We start from the raw sequence: 21660 nt of genomic DNA on the forward strand, positions 1-21660 counted from the left end.
TTTAAAAGGACCATTCTTCTAGAAAATAAAGGATATTCTCTGTTAAGCTTGAAATAGCATTAGAAGGAAATAGTGTAGATAAATGTAAAAAAGGAGTGCGGTTAAATATGAATCGATCAGCTATTGCGATTCGGCAGAAGCTTGAGGATCAGATGTTACGAACACATTTCTCTGGATCGATCTATATAGAGCAAAAGAACGAAGTCTTATTTGAAGCAGCAGGGGGAGATGCCGATCGTTCAGAAGGAAGAAAGAATACTATAGATACCCGTTTCGGAATTGCTTCTGGGTGCAAATTATTCACAGCTATTGCCATCTGTCAACTTGTTGATAAAGGGGCCATCTCGTTTTACTCAAAACTATCCCATTGTGTTGATCAAACTTTTCCTACCTTTGACGAAGGGATTACCATCCATCATTTACTCACCCATACATCGGGCATTCCTGATTATTTTGATGAAGAGGACATGGATGATTTTGAAGCACTATGGAAGACTGTTCCTATGTATACACTCAGGAATTGCAGCGATTTCTTACCAATGTTTGAAAAAAGGAGAATGAAATTTCAACCTGGTGACGATTTTCATTATAACAATGCGGGGTATATCTTACTCGGGCTTGTGATAGAAGCTCAGACGGGTATGAAGTTTCAGGAATACATAGAGGAGCACGTGTTGAAACCAGCTGGGATGATGAGTTCGGGATACTTTGCTCTTGATCAGCTACCAAGTAATGTGGCTTATGGGTATGTGGAGTTAGAGGATGGATCATGGAAAACCAACCAGTATTCTATCCCAGTAATTGGGGGAGCTGATGGTGGGGCATACGTAACCGCACCTGATATGGGGAGGCTATGGAAGGCACTTATAGAAGGGCGTCTTCTAGGAGAAGAAACACAGCACGAAATGTTTACTGCCCATGTTGATGTTAGGAAAGACGTTTACTATGGCTATGGGTTATGGATTCACAAAAAGGATGAACACATCTATAAATACCATGTCATGGGGTATGATCCTGGTGTAAGTTTTCACTCAGCTTATTATCCCAGTAATCATGTTATACTCGCTGTCCCTTCTAACCATAGTGATGACGCGTATGATGTGATGAAAGCAGTAGAAGACACACTAATTGACTAAGGTGGGATGGGTATGGAGTGGTTTCGTTTTGATGAAAGAGTAGGGAAGCCTATTACAGAATTCGGCTCGGATTTCATTATGTCTAAGGTAGTAGTGACAGAGGAAAAAGCATATGTTACGTGCATGCATTTACAAGAGGGCGGGAGAATTGGGTATCATCCGGCTGTTGTTAACCAGTTGCTTCTTGTTGTTAAAGGTGAAGGGACGGTGTGCGGTGAGGAGCAAGAGTATGTTTCGATCTCTGAAGGTGAAGCCGTTTTCTGGGAGAAAGGGGAGAAGCATGAGACCCGTACTGAAAAAGGGTTAATTGCTATTGTTATTGAAGGGGACGGAGTTACACCTTCTTTGATGGCGTCACAATGATATAAAGGGGAATAGAAGTTGCTGATAGAACATAAGAACGGAGCACTTTTAAAACGAAAGGAAAGATTGGATGAACGAGATTGGAGAACAGATCCATGTTATAAAGTTATCTTTTCTCCTCTAGGAAAAGGGAAGTATCAAACGCCTATAGGAGATCTATCCATACCAAAAGATAGTTTTATGGTGTTTAACCCGAACGATCCTCATAAACAACTTCAAGCAACAAAAGAGAAGTTTTTGATTGAGTTAAATACTGACACTATAAAAGAGTGTCAGTACGGAACAGGGATAAATACAGATATAGAATTTGCAAGGTTTTCCTATAAGCATCCCCGTCTCACCCAATGGAGTACATTTGTAAGAGATTATATAGAAGAAGCACATGATGAAAAGGGAATAGACTACTTTCTCGATCACAGTATTCCCCAACTCGCACTTTTGCTTGTGAAATACGGAAATGGCTCTCACCTGGGAGAGTTTCCGTCATTAAAGTCTGAGGAGAATTTACAAAGAGTGATGGATGCTTTAAGAGAAAGTTACACGTTTGATTGGACCTTAGAAGAAATGGCTACTGTTTACGGCGTAAATAAGTATCAGTTTGCTCATCAATTTAAGAGAAAAACGGGAATGTCCCCTTATTCATGGCTGCAAACTTATCGTCTCATACGTAGTCAAACAGACTTAGTGGTTACAAGTAAACCTGTCTTAGAGATAGCTCTTAGACATGGTTTTCATAGTGTTTCTTCGTACAATACTCTATTTAAAAAGGTTTACCATAAAACGCCGACTATGTTTCGAAGACAACACAGAAGAATGAAGTAAGCCTATAATCGAAACAGTTAGAATAAGCGCTCCATTTACAATCATAATGAGTTGCACAGAGAATAGGGTGGCCAGGAAGCCACAGATGAACAATGCCAAAGTGTTTGCTAAGTACAAAAGCACTGCATTAAAGCTAAACGCTCTTCCTAGCTTATCGTCGGGGACAATGGTTTGTAACAGATATACACGCGTTAATCCTGCTAGCGGTAAACCTATCCCAACAATGATTACACCAATAAAGAAATGGTGGATATCGTATAATAACGCGTAATAAGTAAGTCCGGTTCCCCAAATAATAGTTCCTGTGAAATATGTCTTCAAGCTCATTTTCTTGAAAAAGAAGGGGATTAAGATATTGGTGAGAATAACTGTAATTCCATAAACTCCTTGCAAAGTTGTATAAATTTTTTCAGGTTGTTGACTCATTTCATTTAAAGCGATTAGTAATCCAACGTCCCACACCCACGTATTCAACAATACAATAACAAATGTAGATAGAAATAAGCGCTTTAACACAGCATGTGATAGGCTCCAACAGGCAAATTCGCGAATGTGTGCATGGACTTTTTTTAAGGAAGTAAACCCTTTCTGAGTTTTTTTATGAATGGGGATCTTGTAAATGAGTACAGCGCTCACCAAATATGTAATTGCATCAACCGTAAAAAAATGGACAAACCCAAATGTATCAATAAGCCAAATGGACAAGATTGGACTTAAAACCGTGACTCCCCTCGTAAGTGTATCGTAAAGGCTATTTGCGGCTGTTCTTTCGGATAGATTCGTAATTTGAGGAAGTACTAAACGATGAGCCGGGTTAAAGAAGCAGCCTACACTTTGTATAAGAAAGCTAATTACGAGTAAAGAGGGATAATAGAGTAGGTCGGCTTCATATAGTAAGACAACAGCTAGGGCTAAAGGGATTCTGATCATATCGGAAAGGATTAATAATTTCTTTGTTGGCCAAACATCTGCAATCGCTCCCCCAACTAATCCAAACAGTAAATAAGGTACAGTTTCGGCCATAGCCATCACGGATGTCAGTAATGTTGATTCCGTAAGCTCATAAGCTAAGAATAAAAAAGCCATACCAGCAAGAGAATCCCCTAACCGGGAAATACCACCAGCTAACATATAATTTCGGATAGATTGTTTTTTTATAATGAGTTTATACATAGGATCACCTCTACCTATGAGTGTAAGGGCTTTTGAAGTAAGAATCTGCTCAAATATTGGTGATTTAATTAGCAATTTTTCGAGTGGAATCGTTTATGAAAATTTTAAGATGATCGTGGGAGGGGTAAGGTGAAAAAAGAGTATTCAATCATCATTATAGCTGCATCAATCGTTTTCAGTAGTTTGTGGATTGGGAAATCTATAGAGGGAAATGGGAGTAATGAGGCAATAGCTTACGAGAAGGAAGAAAAGCAAGAATTTGGTGAGGTCCTCTCACTTTCAGAAGCTGCCGATTATTTAAGAATTAGTACTGCCTCACTAGAGAAGGTTATAAGACTAGAAGAGAAATATCCTCACATGATCAGTGGGAAACGTTTTCCTTATACGAAGATAGAAGATGAACTTATTATTAAAAAGTCTCTGCTCAATGATTGGGTGAGTGAAGCAAATAACACAAGGAGACAATACATAGATGATTATATAAAATAAAAAGGACGCCTAAGCGTCCTTTTTATTTTGGCTTTGTTAAAGTTTGCTGTTGTTATGCTTTAAAACAAGATCATTCAAGGATAGATCAGGATTATTGAGATTTAAAACGGAGACACTTTAGTGTGAATGCTATCAATATGAATCATCGACAGATCCTTTATTTTAGGTAAAAATACTTCGAATGCCATTAATCAGCGAGCTAATCAGATCACTGATCGCATTTAAAATCTTCATGAAGAAATTCTGAACGCTGTTCCAAAATCCTTCGTCATTTAATAGTTCCTTTGCACTTGTTGTGATTTCTTCTAACTGCTCTTGAATTTCATCAAAGTTAATATTGAGTGAGCGTATTTGATCAAATAGATTGGTGAGCAGTTCGACATCTTCCGGGCTTAAGTTGATGTTTAATGAATCCAACTGGTTTTGAACGATTCTTTCAACTTCTTCTCTTGTTGCAGGGTTTTGCTCTGCGATTTCTTTCTTAATTTGAGAGATGAGCTGACTTACTTCTTCTTTACTAATACCAGACTGTTCTGCGAGTTTTGTAGCTACGTCAAGTTCCTCACTAGCCACTTTCATGCGATCTGAATCTAACGTAACTCCTTTTTCATCATATGCTTTATAGATTCCTGTTAAAGCAGAATGACCACTTACTTTTACTGGAGAAGCGACGTCAACTGTCGCATCTGATACACCTGCTGTTAAAAGGGCGTTTTTGTACATTTCTTTTGTAACTTGTGTAATGTTCTCAGGTGTTACTAGGTTTACAGTTAACCCTCTTCCTTCTTCTTCAGGCGTGATTTTTACAGAAGAATACATTCTTGAATTGGGATTACCTCCAATGTAATTGGCGATATCCTGACCGTTTACACTATATTCATCAACGGTATCCTGGTTGTCTACATTTAATTGGTTTCTCACTTCTTCTTCCTGCGCATCCGTTAATGTTTCACCGTACACCACAATGGACACGCCTAGTTTCTCATTAATTCCCTCGTTTCCTGACGTAGAAGCGGATACGGCTTGATTTAGACTTACACTTAATAGGAGCATTGCTGCAATGAATGATAACAATCGTTTCATATTCCACACACCTTTTCTTTTCTTTCCTCTTTAACTACTCTTTCCATGTACGTTTTGATCTTCGTGTTAGAATCAGAACATATATCCTCATTACGACAAAACTTGAGGAAATCCTTTATTTATACCTCTTTGTATAGAGTGTTCGGGAAATAATCTTAAAGAGGAGGGCAGTTTCAAAATTCATTCTAAAGAAGTATGTATCTAGGAGGCTGCATGCTTGTATATGCACTTTATCTCGAATTTCCATTTTATTCAATAGGCGGCGTTAATATTCCTGACAATTTTAAAGAAATGGGTTACTGAACTATACGCTTTTATCTCACATCCATATAAGAAAATCTATGGAAAAGGTGAGGATCATAATGAATAAATATGATTATAAACTATGGACGGATTTGCCTTATGCTGGAGAAGACCACCCACCCCTCAACCCCGAAACGCCTTACTCTGGGTCATGGAGCACCTATTACGTTAAGCATAATGACGAAGGTGGTTTTTCAACAAAGGATGGAAAACCTATAGATTTAGAAATTCGTCATCCAAACACGATTAATTGGAACGCTCAATTAAACCTGGTGAAACGAACATTGGCTGAACGAACCTTAAAAGAAGAGGGGATTGCTTCTTATTGGTCGAGAGGTCCTGCTACGAAACAATGGACTCCGATTGCGGATATTCTAATAGATACGTATGGAGTCGAAGCGCCTCGAGCTGGTAGAATTTTAGCAGCTCTTCAAGGAGGAATAAATGATGCTTTTGTGGTCGCTTGGAACTTAAAATACAAGTGGCTTGTGGCTCGACCAAATCAACTAGACGACGAACTTATTACAGTCATATGTACACCAAGACATCCATCTTATCCATCAGGCCATGCGGCTGTAGCAGGTGCGGCTGAAGCAATTCTTAGCTACTTCTTTCCTGGGGAAAAACGCCGCCTTCATAAGCTAGCAGAAGAATGTGCAATTTCTAGGTTATATGCAGGGGTTCACTTTCCGATTGATAATGATGAAGGTTTAAGGCTCGGGAGACAAATCGGTCAAATTGTAGTCAACGAGCTTCGCCAAGATTATAATTCAGAAGGGGTTCCTGTAGACATTCACTACAGAGAGAACCGAAATGCTAAACTACTTCCGCCTCCTTACAAACAAGCGATTCCATTTCATTTTGATACCACCTGTGATTCATTAGTAGAAACGACACGTGAATCTTATAAGAAACAGAGGGACGCTTCTTCTAAACCAAGATTATTCTTTTAACCAAGTTTAGATTAAATCGGTAAACCAACACGCATGTGATTTCCAATTGGAAATACCATGCGTGTTGGTTCATTTGTGTTCTCATTTGAAATGGTAGCTTTACTTCTTATTTCTTATTCAATGCTTTTCGCTTTTCTTCTTCCGAAAAGTAAGTAAACTCCTATTAAAATAAAGAAGACAGGCCATAATCGTCCAACTGCAGACATGAGCATCTCACCCCAAGAGAAAACTGCGATACCAGTAAGGATGCTAATGGGGATTAAGAGTTCTTTATCGCGTTTACCAAAGTACCAGAGTTCAAATAAACCAAAGGCAGGAGCAAGTAAATACACAGGCCATGTGTACGCTGAATAAGAAAAGCTAGTGGCTGTTTCAAAGAAGAATAATAGACTGATAACAAGGAGTATGCCACCTGGTACAAGAAGACCGGCTAATTCTCTTTTTCGTCCCGATAAGAAAAAGCCGGCGTGAAAACCGAGAGCAGGGAGTAGAATAAAAGCCGGCCAAGCAACAGAAGCCCGTGGCATTGGGATGATTTCTAAGTTCGCAAGGAGAATAAATATTCCGGTTATGACAAAGATTAAGCCTGTAATAGCGTTTGCGGGTTTGGTTTTCATTTAGTCACTCCTTTACTAGAAAGGTAGGGTTATTTTGTGTAACGATTCGCGTAACTAGAAGCAGCGTATGCCTCTGGTTTTATTTTAACATCAATCCCCATTGCGTCGATTCGTTCTGTCATGTCTTTAATTAGGTCTTTACTACGTCCTTTTGTGCCAATATCAAGATGGATTTCAAATTGAAGGGAAGCACCCTCTTTTTCGTAAGGGGCTAAGAGTTGTCCGAGACCTGCTAAATATTCAGGTGTAAAGTGAAACGCGATCTCTTGACTTAACCAGGTTTCGATGGAGATTTTTTCTTTTAAACTCATAACTTTTCTTGAGACAGTGTGGTTTCTCAAGGCTCCCCAGGCTCCTTTACCGATTCGGTGGATATGAATCGCTGTGATGAAGCGGGTGTGACTTTTGTGTACGTGGGAGTCTGTACCAATGGATAAACGATACTGATTGGCAGGGTCTTGGGCGATAAAGGATTCAATGGATTGCAATACGTCTTCTACAGTCATGTGTTGTTTGGACTGGTTGTAAAAGGTGGAGTATTCCATCAACAATTCACCTCAAATTTAGTTTTATCGGTGCTACTTATAGTATATTCGAATTTTGAAGGACATGTGCGCGAAAGTACATTCTTAACACAATTGTAGATATTCATTATTTCGTTAATCTAAATAATTTGTCCGAATATATAGAAAATTGTCGGGAGAGTCTTTATAATAAGAAGCAAGATGTTTACTAGAATGGGGATAGGTGGGGTATGCAATGAGTACAGATTATAATCATTATCCATATGAGTCACAGCGTATGACGACATTCGCTCAAAACGGTATGGTAGCCACGTCTCAGCCATTAGCGGCGCAGGCTGGATTAGATATAATGAAGCAGGGTGGAAACGCTATTGACGCAGCGATCGCAACAGCAGCGTGTTTAACGGTCGTTGAACCGACATCAAATGGAATTGGGGGAGATGCGTTTGCCCTTGTTTGGACAAAAGGTGAGCTGCATGGACTCAACGCTAGCGGGCCAGCACCACAGAATATATCTATTGATGCTGTTAAAGAGAAAGGACATACAGAAATCCCTGCTTTTGGTTTTATTCCTGTAACGGTTCCGGGAGTCCCTGCAGGTTGGGCGGAACTTTCAAAGCGTTTCGGGAAATTGCCTTTTAAAGAGGTGATTCAACCAGCAATTGAATATGCAGAGAATGGCTTTCCAATATCTCCGGTCCTCGGTAAGTTTTGGCAAGGCGCGTATAATAAATTTAAGGAAACGTTAACGGATGAAGAATTTACATACTGGTTTGATACATTCGCTCCAACAGGAAAAGCCCCTGAAATCGGTGAAGTGTGGAAGTCTAGAGGACACGCTGAAACGCTTCGATCAATCGCAGAGACCAAAGGAGAAAATTTTTATCACGGGGAAATAGCTGATAAAATTGATAAGTTTTCAAAGGACTATGACGGATTCTTAAGAAAAGAGGACTTAGAAGCATTTTCTCCGGAGTGGGTTAAGCCGATTAAAGTCCGTTACAAAGGATATGACGTCTGGGAGATCCCGCCGAATGGACAAGGCTTAGCTGCACTGATGGCGCTTCGTACCCTTGAGGATTATGATTTTAGAGAGAAAGAATCTCCTGAGACGTACCATAAAATGATAGAGGCCATGAAGCTTGCATTTGTAGACACACAGAAGTACGTCACAGAAGAGAAAGAAATGTCTGTATCTGTAGAAGAATTGTTATCGAAATCGTATGCGGATGAACGACGAAAGCTGATAGGAGAAGAAGCAATCACACCTGAAGCAGGAATCCCTCCTAAAGGAGGAACGGTATATTTAGCAACAGCGGACAACGAAGGCAATATGGTATCCTTTATTCAGAGTAATTACATGGGATTTGGTTCTGGTTTAGTTGTACCAGGTACAGGCATTGCGCTTCAAAACAGAGGCCACAATTTCTCCATGGACCCTGAACATGATAATGCCTTAAAAGGTGGAAAGCGGACGTATCACACGATTATCCCAGGTTTCCTTACAAAAGGAGATGAAGCGATTGGGCCATTTGGTGTAATGGGAGGCTTCATGCAGCCTCAAGGACATCTTCAAGTCGTTATGAATACAGTTGATTTTCATTTAAACCCACAAGCAGCTCTTGATGCTCCACGTTGGCAATGGATGGAAGGGAAGACGGTTATGGTAGAACCTCAATTTCCAAATTCAATTGCACAAATCTTAGCGCGTAAGGGACACCACATTAAAGTTGCACTAGATGGTGGAGGATTTGGACGTGGGCAGATTATATGGCGAAATCCTGAAACAGGTGTCTTACAAGGAGGCACAGAAGCAAGAACTGACGGAACCATCGCAGCCTGGTAAACGAATGAAGAGGCATCCTCGTGCCTCTTCTTTTGTTTTTTGGTCTTCCATATAAGGAGGTTATATGGAAGACTAGAAGCTAGAGGATATTAGTTTTAGGAGTATCAAGTATAATGCTTTTTGTTTGCTTTAATAAGGGGAAGGTGGTCCGGGGAAAACACTCGCTTTCCTGTGGACGAACTCCCGAGCTTCCTCGTTCGCTTCGCTCTCTGCGGGATCTCGGAAGCCCGTTTTTCCACGGGAGTCTCGCATTTTCCCCGGCCCACCTTTACTGGAGTTGGGCTAAACAAAAACATCGCCACATTGAGAGTATGGATTTGGTGAACTTATGTACAACGCTATGTGTATGCGATATTGCTATTCAAGCTCTGGGCCGTTAATCCAATTTTATCAGGGCTTACTGGGGGACTGCGAGACTCCCGCGGGAAGAGGAGCCTAGGGGAGACCCCGGAAGACGGCTTGCCGTCTGAGGAGGCTTCCCAGCTCCCCGCAGGAAAGCGAGTTGTCCCCCAGTAAGCCCTCGCTCTAGTATGGTAACGGACCAATACATATGAAATTATATATAATCAAGTAAAGAAAGGAACTAACTATGAAGGCAGTGCATCTATTTCTGGCATTTTTTCGGGTAGGTATATTAGGTTATGGCGGTGGACCGGCTTCGATTCCGCTTGTGCATAAAGAAGTGGTTGATAAATATAAGTGGATGAATGATGAGGAGTTCTCAGATGTTCTAGCGTTGGCTAATACGCTTCCGGGTCCGATTGCCACAAAGCTAGCGGGGTATATTGGTTACCGCGTACAAGGTTTCAAAGGGATGTTGAATGCAACTCTTGCAGTGATGGGGCCAACGATTGTTCTTATGATTGTTTTGTTAACGTCCATTTCTTCTATTAAGGATCAAGCATGGGTTCAGGGGATGACAGAAGCTGTTGTTCCAGTAGTTGGTGTGATGTTAGCCGTGTTAACGTGGCAGTTTTTGAAGAAGTCAAAGAGTGGTCTTGGTTGGACCGCGACGCTTGTGATGGCCGTTGTAACTGGGCTTCTAATGGAATTAGCAGGCATTCATCCCGGGATTATTATTGCAACACTTCTCATTGGAGCGATCTTTAAGAAAGATGAGAAGGAGGGGGATGCACAATGATCTACTGGGAAATCTTTTTGGCCTTCTTTATTCCTGGAATTCTCGGTTATGGGGGTGGACCGGCATCGATTCCTCTTGTCGAAAATGAAGTAGTTGGTCGCTATGGGTGGTTAACTGTCAATGAATTTAGTGAAGTCCTCGCCATGGGGAATGCGTTACCTGGTCCGATTGCGACAAAGATGGCAGGGTTCATTGGCTATGAGGTAGGTGGTGTTCTTGGTGCTGCTGTAGGAGTATTTGCAGCCGTGGCGCCGTCTCTTATCTTAATGATTGCGCTACTTGGGTTATTGTATAAATATAAAGATTCTCCAAAAGTGAAACGTATGACTCTATATGTGCGACCGACCATTGCTGTACTACTTGGAGTTATTGCTTTTCGTTTTTTCGTTACATCTTTTGAGGGAGGGGGAACTTTCCATACGATTCTTCTAATCGTTACAAGTTATGTGTTACTTGAGAGGGTTAAAGTTCATCCAGCTTTTGTGATTGCTGGGTCGCTTTTATATGGAGCTTTATTCATGGGATGAAGTGTCACAGAATTGTTGAAAACAAGAGCAGCCGTAACAAGACTGCCATAAAGTTAACATAGGTAGAAGTGTGATACCTTGACTCTTCGCTTAAAGTGTTCCTATAATAGCTTCGAGTGTAGAATGAAAATTATACATAAAGATCGATATAATCGTGAACCAAGAAGGGTGAGAAACATGGCGAAGACAAAACAAAAAAGTAGCAACGCTTGGATTTATTGGATGATCGGAATTGTTATAGCAGCGGTCGTTATTATTGTACTTATCGACCGACAAATGTCTGATAATAGCGGAGAGTCCGTTTCTTATGAAAACCAACCATACATTGGAGAAGATGATGCTCCTGTAACAATGGTTGAGTTTTATGACTATTTATGTCCCCACTGTCATGACTACCAGGAATTAGCTATTCCAGAAATTAAACAGAAGTTAGTGGACACCGGGAAGGCAAAACTTTATTTCGTTAACCACGCATTTATTGGTGACTCTGACAAAGCAGCAACATTTGCTGAGGTTGTCTATCAAGAGTTAGGAAACGACACATTTATCAAGTTCCATGAACACCTTATGAGTGAGAAAGTTCAAGAAGCGGGTATTTTCACTGATGAATACCTTAAAGGCGCTTTAAGTACAGTGGTGGAAGATAATTCAAAAATTGAAAAGGTCATGTCGGCCTATGAAGATGGAGCTGGTGAAGAACCTTTATCCACAGATAAAGAGATCGTATCTGATCTGGGTGTTACATCAACGCCAACACTTGTTGTGGACGGAGAAATCTTCGAAGGGGCTTCATTTGAAGATCTAGAAAAAGCTGTTGATGAAGCGGCAGAGAATCAATAAGTATATACGTTTAGGAGAGCACCTTGATAGGGTGCTCTTTTTTTATGCGATTATTGGGCAAGTGTCTAGTCACTTTTCTTTATTGTGCATAGGCTAAAGCATAGAGCGTTGCAGGGAGGAGTTTAGTTATGGGTCCATCGAAAAAAAGAGCTCATGGGAAGAGTATGTTCGATGAGTTGTTTCAGATTAACCCCAACCGGTCTTTTTTAGATGCGATTGATGATTTCTTTACAGAATCGTTTCAAGGAGGATCTGGGGTAAAGATTGAAGATACTAAATCAAAGTTTACGGTGTGGGTAGAGCTTCCTGGTGTGGCGAAGGAAAGTATTGATATTGAGCTGTATGACCAAAGTCTGCGTATTGCAGTTGAGCATGACGAAGCGGTCTCTGAATCAACAACCGGCTATTTCAGGCGTTCACAATCCCATTTTGAAAGGGAAATCTCTCTTCCTGATACTATCATTGTCCGCGATATGAAGGCTAAACATCAAGATGGTATTCTTGAGGTATCCTTTCCGAAAAGAAGAGGTAAAAAGATTGAGATTGAATAGAAAAAAGCGCTTTGCCTGTGCAAAGCGCTTTTTTGGTTAGGATAAAATGGTGACCTCGTAGTGCTGAAACAGTCCGGACTCAATTACACCCGGTAGCTTTGAGAGTGTGCCCTCTAAGTCGGGGGCGATGGTTGTAAAATGAACATCTAAGATCACGTTGCCAGCTTCTGTTAGAACAGGACCATCTTTTGATTTCGCAGTTCTAAGAGTCACGGATTTTACAGGTAGATGCTCTAGACGAGATTCAACTAAGTGAATGGCTCTTGGGTCCACTTCAAGAGGGACAGGGTGCTTTGAGCCTAGTACATCAACAAATTTAGATTCGTCAACAAGGATATAAGTTTCATCACTGCTCGCGATCACAAGCTTCTCATGGAACATCGCGCCACCGCGTCCTTTTATAAGGTGGTGATCAGGACCGACTTCATCTGCTCCATCAAAAGCCCAGTCAGGTTTAGCTGATGCAAGAGAGGTTGTAGGAATACCCAGGATACTGCACGTTAAGGCGACTTCATGGGAGGTAGGGATAGCTTGGACGGATAATTTTTGGTCTTTAATCTTCTGTGCAATGGATTGAATGGCTAAGAAAGCCGTTGATCCTGATCCTACTCCGATTACATCTCCATCTTTAACACGTTCAGCTATTTTATTGGCCACTTGTTGTTTTGCATCCATATTTAAAATCTCGCTTGACCAGTTAAGGTTGTTCGCGAGAGAGTTATTCCAGGTCATAGGGAACCCTCCTTTTTGGGTGGTTTTCCCTGTATGTAGGTGTTTCATTCCTCAATTGTATTCCTTAAAGGGAATTCGCTAATCTGCAGCCTTATGAGTTGTATCATTAGTTGTGTGGTCTTCATACGGATTATCTGGTAACGGATCAACGGTCTCTTTATGATTATAGCCTGCTGAGATGGTGGCCATTGTGAGTGCTAATACAGCGATCATGATGATAAGACAGATAACAATAACTCCTACCAACGACATGACCTCCTTATTCTTAATCTCGAACACTATGAAAACACTTCCATTGTATCACACCCTACCTTTGATTGAAATAACACCTACTTTAGCACTCTAAAGGAATGCCGCGTGCCAGACACCATTTAGCGCTTTACAGTATTGCTTAGTGTCTGGCACTCTTTAGTGCTGTAAAGTTTTGATGATGTTCAGGCGACTTCTCTTGAAAAATAGTTGAGAAAAGAGGAGAATGAGATGTAATGTAGTTAACTGTGAAGGAGTGTTTTGGATTGAATATTGAAATTTTAAAATGTCATGGGTCAAACAATGATTTTGTGTTAATAGATGAAATGACAGGAGCTTATTCCTTTAGTGAAGAAGATCGGGTTACGATCGCCAAGACGTTATGCGATCGAGAAGGGATCGTTGGCGCTGATGGAATCCTTTTTGTCTTAAATAGTGATGTGGCAGAAGCCCAAATGCGCATGTTTAACCCGGATGGCTCAGAAGCTGAAATGTGCGGGAATGGTCTGCGTTGTGTAGCTCGTTACGTAACAGAGAAATTAGGAAAAGATGAAGTCGTAATTGAAACTCCAGAAGCGAATTTACCTGTTGTAAAGCGAGAAGAAATGTATGAAGACATTCCTTCATTTGAAGTGAACATTGAACCGGTATCCTTTAATGCGGATTCATTGCCTCTACATTCTTCGCATCAAATCCATATTGAACAGCCAATCCCTGCTTTATCTAAAGACTTAACATTTACTGCTTTAAGTGTACCTAATCCACACATAATTACAGTAGTGCCTGAAGTGCATGATGAAAATCTTTCTTGGTTAGGGAAGGTAGCCAATCAGGATAAAGAACTTCTTCCAAATGGAGTCAATGTAAGTTATGTTCAACCACTTGGTGATCAAAAGATCTTTGTACGCACCTACGAGCGTGGTGTTGGGCTAACAAATGCATGTGGTACAGCGATGTCGGCTTCTGCACTTACCACGGTCATTGTTGAAATGAATCAATTGAACGAAGAAATCTTCGTGTTTAACCGTGGTGGTTTTGTTATTTGTACAGCTTTAAAAGATGGAGATGATTATATCATTAAGCTTCGTGGGAATGCTACGTATGTCTATACATCAACAGTCCAGCTTGATGTAACATCCGGTGAAATTAAAGAAGTAAAGGATCGTTCGTTGTTTGAAGCTGAGAACCAGGCATATGCTAAAATGCAGTCATACGCACAAGAGCAAATTACATTATAAATGAGAGGCTTTTTCTCACAAGATACTCAAATGCAATGATATAATGATTATGAAATTATTACTATATGGAGCGTTGTTATGATTACAACTTTATTATGGGTCGCACTTATCGTAAGCATTGTTATTACAATTTTTCGAGCAATTCGACGCAAAAGAAAATATGGGAAAGTTGGGGGATTTAAAAGTTACTTAACCTCAATCAGTTTATATGCGGTAGCTGTTGTAAATTTAATTGCTGCACATATGGAATCTCTCGGGATCGTGAGTTGGGTCCTAACACTTATTTTTATTCTATTAGGAGCGTACTTCACAAGGTTTATCCCGGTCGAAGAAAAGTCTCCTTTTGTAAAGGATTCATAAAGTCTGCTATATTGCCTCATACTAATTGAAGGAGGCGATGTAGATGGGTGAAAAAATCGTAGCAGTCCGAAAAAATAACCAAGGTTCAATCATTGAGATGAAATTATCATCAGGTCAGGTTGTTGGTTATAAAGAAGCCCAACAAATGGCTCGCGATGGCATGCTAGAGCATGTGAATTTAATCCGTGGCAAGGACAACGAAGAACATCTGCGAAGCGAACCAGACAGTGACCCTACGAACAATTTAGCAAATTTACCACTATTTTAATCAATAAAAAACCTCTGGCCTAAAAAGCCAGAGGTTTTTTATATAGTAAAGCACTAAAGCGTGCCAGACACCATAGAGTACTTTAACGTGTTGAAGGGTGTCTGGTACTGTTTAATGCGTTAATATGATAAACGTTTCAGTGTTGATGCATTGGGATTTTTTGAGGGGGGTTGCTTTTTTTGGTAATAGGTTTTATTATCAGTTAAAATAGGGATATTAATTGGGAGAACGTACTGTTGATGGAATAATTTCAAATAGCGGGGACATCGAAAGAGGGTGACATAGGTGGAGCGGATCTCTTTTATTCAAATGTTAAGTGCACGCTTTGATGAAGAGCTAGTTAATTATGCTGAAAAGCATGATGCATTAAAAGAGCCTAAAGTTAAGAACTGGGACCCAATGAAAGCGGAGGGCTTATATGAGTTAATGCGGTTTGACTGGAAACAAGACGAGGAAGAAGTGTGGTCTTGGATCCTGAAAGAATGGCAGTTTTGGAAAAAAGCAAAAGCTCATAATAATATTGTATTAATACGAGGTTCTAAGTACTTTCAAGCTCTCCATCCAGAGAGTAGTGGAATGCACGTTTGGTGGACATTATTCGATGAAATTGTACTTGAAGTATTGCGTCAAAAAGTAAAATGGTACAATAATTAAGAAGCTGCTTTCGGATGGAAGCAGTTTTTTGGTGCTTGTCTGAATATCCTAGCCTGGATCAGGGAGCGATTATATAGTATATCAAGAAAAAGAGGTGGGAAAGATGCAGCTAGAAGCATTTACTAGAGTGTTTGAAGATTACACGGATTCTATACATAACTCCTTACATATAACCTTTTCTTTTAACGGCGATTATCAGATCGCTATTGGGAAGGGTGAGAATCAGAAATTGACATCTCTAACGCTAGAGCACTTACAGCTCCTTTATCAATCTATAGGAGACCATCTGGAGCGTCATGCATTTCGAAGTCAGTTAATGGAGGATATCGTACAGTATGCTTTAAGTATTCCAACCATAGATGGACTGCGTAGCTTTCTGGAGGAAGTGGATCAAGTTGAAGGGGTTGAAGTGACTGAAATTGGAGAACGGATAAAGAATAAGTCTCCAGCCTTCATGTTTGATTTTTTAGATTCATTAATCAGTGAGGTTGTAAAAGTGAGTCAGACAACAGAATAATAATTTTTAGAAGGCCCTCTAAAGGGTCTTTTTTTTTCTGCAACTAACAGAAAATATGTTTGGATAGTACAAATATTGTAATTTTACAGTAAAGAGAAGATTGATGGTATCGATTACAGGGTAAAGAATAAATAGAAAATTGAGAAGAATAGGAACAAGTACATGAAGGAGGCCAATAATGGGATACAATGTAACCCAAAAACTTATTCAGGATCATCTTGTAAAAGGAGAAATGAAGCCTGGTGAAGAGATCGGGCTAAAAATCGACCAAACGTTAACCCAGGATGCTACAGGGACGATGGTTATGCTTGAACTTGAGGCAATGGGTCTTGATTATCGTAAGACGGAAGCTTCCGCGCAATATGTGGACCATAACTTAATTCAAGAAGATAGTAAGAACCCCGATGACCACTTATTCTTAGAAAGTGCGGCTCAGCGATTTGGACTGCATTTCAGTCGTCCAGGAAATGGTGTCAGTCACCCGGTGCATATGCAGCGCTTGGCAAAACCAGGACAAACGTTACTTGGCTCAGATAGCCATACTTGTGCCAATGGGTGTATGGGAATGTTAGCGATGGGAGCTGGCGGAATTGATGTAGCCATGGCTATTGCAGGTGAACCATTTTACGTAAAAATGCCTGAAGTTTGGGGCGTGTATGTAAAAGGAGAACTTCCTGAATGGGTGGGTGCTAAGGACGTTATTCTTGAGATGCTTCGTCGCCATGATGTAAAAGGCGGTGTTGGTAAAGTAATTGAATATTATGGACCAGGATTAAAAGAACTATCCGCCATGGACCGCCATGTTATTGCTAATATGGGAGCAGAGCTAGGAGCGACAGGCACTGTATTCCCTTCAGATGAAGTTGTGAAAGATTACTTAAAACGACAAGAACGGGAAGAAGATTGGATTGAGCTAGTAGCTGATAAGGACGCTGACTATGACGTGCACGAAACCATCAACTTATCAGAGCTTGAACCATTAATCGCGAAGCCTTCAAGCCCTGGTAATGTTGTACCGGTCCGTGAAGTTGCAGGCGAGCCAATCTATCAATCTTATATAGGTTCCTCAGCTAATCCGGGGTACCGTGATTTTGCTATAGCGGCTGAGATTGTAAAAGGAAAATCCGTTGCGCAAGGCGTTTCGTTCGACCTTAATCCAACTTCTCGTCAAATGCTTCAAGACTTAGTAAAGGATAACCATATCGCAAGCCTTTTATCGAGCGGAGGCCGTTTACACCAAGCAGGTTGTAACGGATGTATTGGTATGGGACAAGCACCTGCAACGGGAAGAAACAGCCTTCGTACAACACCGCGTAACTTTCCTGGTCGTTCTGGTACGAAAGAAGACAGTGTATTCCTTTGTGGACCGGAAACAGCAGCTGCTTCTGCATTATATGGAAAGATCGTAGACCCAAGAGATCTTGGTGAATATCCAAAAGTAGAAGAGCCAGCGCATCCAACGGTGGATACAAGCTTGCTCGAGTATCCACTGCCAGAAGATGAGGCGAAGAACGTAGAACTTGTAAAAGGGCCAAACATTGCATCTATTCCTGAGATGGATGAGTTGCCAGACCAGCTTGAATTACCGATCTTACTAAAAATGGGTGATAATATCTCAACTGATGAGATTTTAGCAGGTGGAGCGCGTGTTCTTCCTTATCGTAGTAATCTCCCTGAAATTAGTAAATTTACGTTTGAAATTGTCGACGACACTTACTATGACAGAGCAATGGACACGAAGGAACAAGGTGGACATGCCATTGTTGGAGGATATAACTACGGTCAGGGCTCAAGTCGGGAGCACGCGGCTCTAGCTCCGCGTTATTTGGGGCTTCGAGTAGCCATAGTTCAAGATTATGCCCGTATTCATTGGCAAAATCTAGTTAACTTTGGCGTTCTTCCGCTCACATTCTCAGAAAGTTCAGAAGCAGAGAAGATTGAGCAAGGTGATGTGATTCAGTTTAATGGATTGCGTCAAGCAATGAAAAACGGAGAAACCATTACCGCGAAACTAAAAGATAAGAATCAAGAAGTATATTTACGTCACACATTATCAAGTCGTCAAGTTGATATGATGCTAAAAGGTGGACTTATTAACTGGACAAAAGAAAAAGCCTAAAGTTTGAGAAGAGACAGCTTGTGTTTTGAGCTGTCTCTTTTTGATGTTCTAAGATGGTCCAGTGTCTATATCAAGTTCCATATACGAAACAAGTGAATTTCTGGCCCCTTTTGTCATTTAAATATTGTCGAATCATTGCCTGGGAAATAGGATAACAAGTTTTTCAAAAAAAACTTGTCCCACTTCGAGTATAAGAGAGGAGGGACAATGCCTTCCTCACCTACGTAAATCGATTAACCCATTCCCTTCAATACGTTTAGAGAGGCCTAAGTCTCGTGTATGCTTCACTAATAAAGCATAGAGCTCTGGTTCTGTTAGTGTACGGCCAAATTCCTTATTCCCTTTTTCGAGTAAAAGTGCTGCAGCGCCCGCTACGTGAGGGGTGGCCATAGAAGTACCGGAGAGTTTGGCGTATTGATTACCAGGATAGGTGGAGATAATATCCACACCAGGTGCCACAAGATCAATCTCATCATTTGTGTTGGTGAAATTGGCCATCTCTCCCTCGTAATCCACTGCACCTACTTGAACGACTTCTTTATAAAAGCCTGGATACATCTGTTCTGGAGTTCTGGCATTGCCATCGCCTTGATTACCAGCAGCACATACAATTAAAATATCTTGGTCGACCGCACGTTTTATGGCTTTATGGAGTAAAGAGTAGTCCCTGCTTCCACCGAAAGACATGGAAATGATGCGCACCTTTTCACCTCTTGGCCCTCTCCACTTCGTTGCGTACTGAATGGCTTGAATGATGGTTTGATAAGAAGTTTCCCCGTTAGCATCAAATGCTTTCAAGATCAGCAACTTCGATTTTGGCGCTGCTCCGACAACTCCTTTTCGGTTCATCGAAGCTGCAATTGTTCCAGCTACATGTGTTCCATGTCCGTTCTCATCTGTGACATTTCTCCGGCTTCCGTTGGTGAAATTATGCCAATCGATAATGGAGTTCTCCAAATCAGGGTGGTCGATTTGGCAGCCAGAATCAATAACGGCCACTACAGAACCTTCACCTTTGAACCCCTCTTTCCATAACGTCTCAGCCCCGATCATCTCAATGCCTCTTGGAATTTCGTCTTGCAACCCTAGTAATTCTTGCAACTGAAACGGTATCATTTTCATTTTTGCCATATCTATTCCCCTTCATATCGTACTACTGTATTACATTCAAAAGAGGGAAATATGTGCTTTAAATTGGGATAAGTGGAAAGCATTCTTGAGGATAAGGGGGTCTAATAGAGGCATACCAAGAAAGAAGGGGGGCTAACAAATGGCTCGTCGTAATAAGTTATTGGTTCCTGAAGCAAGACAAGGATTAGATCAATTAAAAGCTCAGTTATCTAAATCAAATAATCCAAATGATGCTAAATTTGAAGTGGCTTGTGAACAAGGTATCTCATTAAATAAAGGGTATAACGGAGATTTACCTTCAAAAGAAGCTGGGAAAATTGGGGGAAATATGGGTGGCAAGATGGTACGAGAGTTGGTTAAAATGGCTCAGCAGCAAATGAATGCTCAACAAAAGAAATAGCTGGTCTATGCAAGTGGGTTAAGCTAAAAAAGCATGGAATCCTTTGAAGGACTCCATGCTTTTTAATCTTTATAGTTTCACTAAAATTAAGGTTTAAGAGGCTTTGATGCTGCTATCTCATTAACAGCCCAAGCAGAGTTCATCTCTTCTAAGAATAAGGAGGCAAAGTAAGGATCCCACTGAGTACCGCTTCCCTCTTGAATAATAAACATCGCTTTTTCGACCGGCATTCCTTTGCGGTAAGGGCGGTCTGAGGTCATGGCGTCAAAGGCATCGGCTACAGCCATTAACCGTCCAAATTCAGGAATGTCTTCCCCATTTAATTGGTCAGGATAACCTCTCCCGTCGAAACGTTCATGGTGCGACCTGACACCTGGCAAAACAGGGAGGAGGTCTTCTGGCAGGCCGACTTGTTTTAAGATGTTATAACCAATTACCGGATGTTGTTGGATTTTAGAGAATTCCTCGTCTGTTAACTTCCCTTCTTTTAGAAGAACAGAGTCACGAATGCCAATCTTTCCTATATCGTGCAGAAGAGCTGATTTTCTTAATAACTCTATTTTTTCAGAAGAGAAACCTGCCCGTGTTGCTATTCGTACGGAATAGTCGGCTACTCGTTCAGAGTGTCCCGCTGTATAAGGGTCTCTTGCATCTAAAGTAGCTGCAAATACCGTAAAGAAACTTTCGATTAGTTGTTCATTCTGCTGATCGCGTTCTTTTATCCCTTCCACCATATGATTAAATCCACTTACTAGATGAGAGAACTCATCATCATATAAGTTATCCATGGACTGGAAATCGCCTTCATAAACAGAGTCAAAGCGTTCTTCTAGTTCTTTAATAGGGTGTTGGATATTTTTAAATAACAAGATCGCACCAGCTAAAGAAACAATGAGAACAACCACAACAATAATGGAAGCCCAGCTCCAGTAGTTAGAAAGCATCTGACCTTCGTTCTCAATAAGGCGGACTTGAGAAGATAGTATAAATAACAGGACAGGAAATAGTGCAGTAAAAACAGCGCTAGCTAAGAGTTTGGCGCGTATACTAACTTGATTCCTCGGATCCATCTTTAAAGTCATACCATACTGCTCCATACTCATAGTCGTAATGTGTTGAATGATAGGACGTATAGAGCGATAAGTTAAAAAGAATTCAATCATGGCATGCATAAGCGCAATGAGAATAGCTCCGCACCACGCTAAAGCGATGTAATAGATTGGTATATTCAGCACTCCTAAGCTAATAAGAACAGAAGCGAGGAGAGAGACAGGAATTGAAAAACCGAGTAAATGCGGACCTAATATGCGCTGTACCGTTAGTAAAGGGAATCGGTGTGCCGTTCTGTAGGCAAGCTGCAAATCAGCTTGAGTTGGGTTGCGACGACTAGAGAAAACCTTACGGATGGGAGTGACGTGTTTATAATACAGTAAAAATTCACTGTAAAGCATGATGATGACAGACACACTCATAATGAATAGTAAGTAATTCATCTCTACTGCGGTGAGGTCTAATGTATGGAAAATGAACATACTCCCCACGCCAAAAACGGCTATGAAGGAGCCAATGATATAGTTTAGTAGCATTTTACGTTGAAACGTTTGGAACAAGGGGGGATAGCCTC

The 21660-nt window shown here is 40.9% G+C and carries 25 protein-coding genes; 17 read left to right on the top strand and 8 right to left on the bottom strand.

The window, feature by feature from the left end; genetic code table 11:
* Positions 1-107: 107 nt before the first annotated feature.
* From ACYX4O_RS07385 to ACYX4O_RS07395, 3 genes are read left to right on the top strand one after another with little or no spacing between them, the layout of a single operon-like run.
* Positions 108-1136: a serine hydrolase domain-containing protein gene (locus ACYX4O_RS07385; protein WP_476355949.1), complete on the top strand. Its 1029-nt coding sequence runs from the start codon at positions 108-110 to the stop codon at positions 1134-1136.
* Positions 1137-1148: 12 nt separating this feature from the next.
* Complete coding sequence (locus ACYX4O_RS07390) at positions 1149-1499, top strand: cupin domain-containing protein (protein ID WP_476355951.1); 351 nt, start codon at positions 1149-1151, stop codon at positions 1497-1499.
* A gap of 18 nt (positions 1500-1517) precedes the next feature.
* Positions 1518-2321, top strand: a complete 804-nt coding sequence (locus ACYX4O_RS07395; RefSeq protein ID WP_476355953.1) for a helix-turn-helix domain-containing protein — start codon at positions 1518-1520, stop codon at positions 2319-2321.
* Here the strand turns inward: ACYX4O_RS07395 and ACYX4O_RS07400 are convergent.
* Positions 2256-3494: an MFS transporter gene (locus ACYX4O_RS07400; RefSeq protein WP_476355955.1), complete on the bottom strand. Its 1239-nt coding sequence runs from the start codon at positions 3492-3494 to the stop codon at positions 2256-2258. The two genes, ACYX4O_RS07395 and ACYX4O_RS07400, sit on opposite strands and share 66 nt — an antisense overlap.
* Before the next feature lie 129 nt (positions 3495-3623).
* Here ACYX4O_RS07400 and ACYX4O_RS07405 point away from each other — a divergent pair, with 129 nt between their 5' ends.
* Positions 3624-3983, top strand: a complete 360-nt coding sequence (locus ACYX4O_RS07405; protein WP_476355957.1) for a hypothetical protein — start codon at positions 3624-3626, stop codon at positions 3981-3983.
* 162 nt (positions 3984-4145) lie between these two features.
* Here ACYX4O_RS07405 and ACYX4O_RS07410 read toward each other — a convergent pair whose 3' ends face one another.
* Complete coding sequence (locus tag ACYX4O_RS07410) at positions 4146-5066, bottom strand: DUF1002 domain-containing protein (protein ID WP_476355959.1); 921 nt, start codon at positions 5064-5066, stop codon at positions 4146-4148.
* A gap of 362 nt (positions 5067-5428) precedes the next feature.
* Here ACYX4O_RS07410 and ACYX4O_RS07415 point away from each other — a divergent pair, with 362 nt between their 5' ends.
* Positions 5429-6322: a vanadium-dependent haloperoxidase gene (locus tag ACYX4O_RS07415; RefSeq protein WP_476355961.1), complete on the top strand. Its 894-nt coding sequence runs from the start codon at positions 5429-5431 to the stop codon at positions 6320-6322.
* A 113-nt stretch (positions 6323-6435) separates the two neighbouring features.
* On the opposite strand, the gene ACYX4O_RS07420 is transcribed toward ACYX4O_RS07415, so the two are convergent.
* Both ACYX4O_RS07420 and ACYX4O_RS07425 read right to left on the bottom strand, forming a co-directional pair.
* The gene (locus ACYX4O_RS07420; protein WP_476355962.1) at positions 6436-6939 is read right to left on the bottom strand and encodes a hypothetical protein; all 504 of its coding nucleotides are present in this window, start codon (positions 6937-6939) and stop codon (positions 6436-6438) included.
* A 29-nt stretch (positions 6940-6968) separates the two neighbouring features.
* Entirely contained in the window at positions 6969-7484 is a 516-nt protein-coding gene (locus ACYX4O_RS07425; protein ID WP_476355964.1) for a ribonuclease H-like YkuK family protein, read from the bottom strand.
* 214 nt (positions 7485-7698) lie between these two features.
* On the opposite strand from ACYX4O_RS07425, the gene ggt reads away from it, so the two are divergent.
* The 5 genes from ggt to ACYX4O_RS07450 all read left to right on the top strand — a co-directional run bounded on the left by ggt (position 7699) and on the right by ACYX4O_RS07450 (position 12368).
* Positions 7699-9309, top strand: a complete 1611-nt coding sequence (gene ggt, locus ACYX4O_RS07430; RefSeq protein ID WP_476355966.1) for a gamma-glutamyltransferase — start codon at positions 7699-7701, stop codon at positions 9307-9309.
* Positions 9310-9898: 589 nt separating this feature from the next.
* The gene (locus ACYX4O_RS07435) at positions 9899-10450 is read left to right on the top strand and encodes a chromate transporter (protein ID WP_476355968.1); all 552 of its coding nucleotides are present in this window, start codon (positions 9899-9901) and stop codon (positions 10448-10450) included.
* Entirely contained in the window at positions 10447-10977 is a 531-nt protein-coding gene (locus tag ACYX4O_RS07440; protein ID WP_476355970.1) for a chromate transporter, read from the top strand. The genes ACYX4O_RS07435 and ACYX4O_RS07440 overlap by 4 nt, the downstream gene beginning before the upstream one ends.
* A gap of 177 nt (positions 10978-11154) precedes the next feature.
* Positions 11155-11817, top strand: a complete 663-nt coding sequence (locus ACYX4O_RS07445; protein ID WP_476355972.1) for a DsbA family protein — start codon at positions 11155-11157, stop codon at positions 11815-11817.
* Positions 11818-11945: 128 nt separating this feature from the next.
* Positions 11946-12368 (top strand): Hsp20/alpha crystallin family protein, encoded by a 423-nt coding sequence (locus ACYX4O_RS07450; RefSeq protein WP_476355974.1) that lies wholly within the window; start codon positions 11946-11948, stop codon positions 12366-12368.
* Positions 12369-12404: 36 nt separating this feature from the next.
* On the opposite strand, the gene rpiA is transcribed toward ACYX4O_RS07450, so the two are convergent.
* Positions 12405-13100 carry a ribose 5-phosphate isomerase A gene (gene rpiA / locus ACYX4O_RS07455; protein WP_476355976.1) on the bottom strand — a complete coding sequence of 232 codons (696 nt, stop codon included), beginning with the start codon at positions 13098-13100 and terminating at the stop codon, positions 12405-12407.
* A gap of 78 nt (positions 13101-13178) precedes the next feature.
* Positions 13179-13346, bottom strand: coding sequence for a YtzI protein (gene ytzI / locus ACYX4O_RS07460; protein WP_476355978.1), 168 nt, complete (start codon positions 13344-13346; stop codon positions 13179-13181).
* A gap of 269 nt (positions 13347-13615) precedes the next feature.
* Between ytzI and dapF the strand changes: the two genes are divergently transcribed.
* From dapF to ACYX4O_RS07490, 6 genes are all read left to right on the top strand, one after another.
* Positions 13616-14587 (top strand): diaminopimelate epimerase, encoded by a 972-nt coding sequence (gene dapF / locus ACYX4O_RS07465; RefSeq protein WP_476355980.1) that lies wholly within the window; start codon positions 13616-13618, stop codon positions 14585-14587.
* A gap of 78 nt (positions 14588-14665) precedes the next feature.
* Complete coding sequence (locus tag ACYX4O_RS07470; RefSeq protein ID WP_476355982.1) at positions 14666-14947, top strand: hypothetical protein; 282 nt, start codon at positions 14666-14668, stop codon at positions 14945-14947.
* Positions 14948-14990: 43 nt separating this feature from the next.
* Positions 14991-15215, top strand: a complete 225-nt coding sequence (locus ACYX4O_RS07475; RefSeq protein ID WP_476355984.1) for a DUF3892 domain-containing protein — start codon at positions 14991-14993, stop codon at positions 15213-15215.
* Between the two features lie 285 nt (positions 15216-15500).
* Entirely contained in the window at positions 15501-15869 is a 369-nt protein-coding gene (locus ACYX4O_RS07480; RefSeq protein WP_036781306.1) for a hypothetical protein, read from the top strand.
* A 94-nt stretch (positions 15870-15963) separates the two neighbouring features.
* A complete protein-coding gene (locus tag ACYX4O_RS07485; protein ID WP_476355986.1) occupies positions 15964-16386 on the top strand; it encodes a hypothetical protein in 423 nt (140 codons plus the stop codon).
* A gap of 178 nt (positions 16387-16564) precedes the next feature.
* Positions 16565-18505 carry an aconitate hydratase gene (locus tag ACYX4O_RS07490; protein ID WP_476355988.1) on the top strand — a complete coding sequence of 647 codons (1941 nt, stop codon included), beginning with the start codon at positions 16565-16567 and terminating at the stop codon, positions 18503-18505.
* Between the two features lie 216 nt (positions 18506-18721).
* Here the strand turns inward: ACYX4O_RS07490 and ACYX4O_RS07495 are convergent, their stop codons facing one another.
* Positions 18722-19636 (bottom strand): S8 family peptidase, encoded by a 915-nt coding sequence (locus ACYX4O_RS07495; protein ID WP_476355990.1) that lies wholly within the window; start codon positions 19634-19636, stop codon positions 18722-18724.
* Positions 19637-19775: 139 nt separating this feature from the next.
* Between ACYX4O_RS07495 and ACYX4O_RS07500 the strand changes: the two genes are divergently transcribed.
* The gene (locus tag ACYX4O_RS07500) at positions 19776-20036 is read left to right on the top strand and encodes a small, acid-soluble spore protein, alpha/beta type (protein ID WP_476355992.1); all 261 of its coding nucleotides are present in this window, start codon (positions 19776-19778) and stop codon (positions 20034-20036) included.
* An 86-nt stretch (positions 20037-20122) separates the two neighbouring features.
* On the opposite strand, the gene ACYX4O_RS07505 is transcribed toward ACYX4O_RS07500, so the two are convergent.
* The gene (locus ACYX4O_RS07505) at positions 20123-21646 is read right to left on the bottom strand and encodes an HD domain-containing phosphohydrolase (RefSeq protein WP_476355994.1); all 1524 of its coding nucleotides are present in this window, start codon (positions 21644-21646) and stop codon (positions 20123-20125) included.
* Positions 21647-21660: the final 14 nt, after the last annotated feature.

Source organism: Pontibacillus sp. ABV4_188 (genome assembly GCF_056311905.1).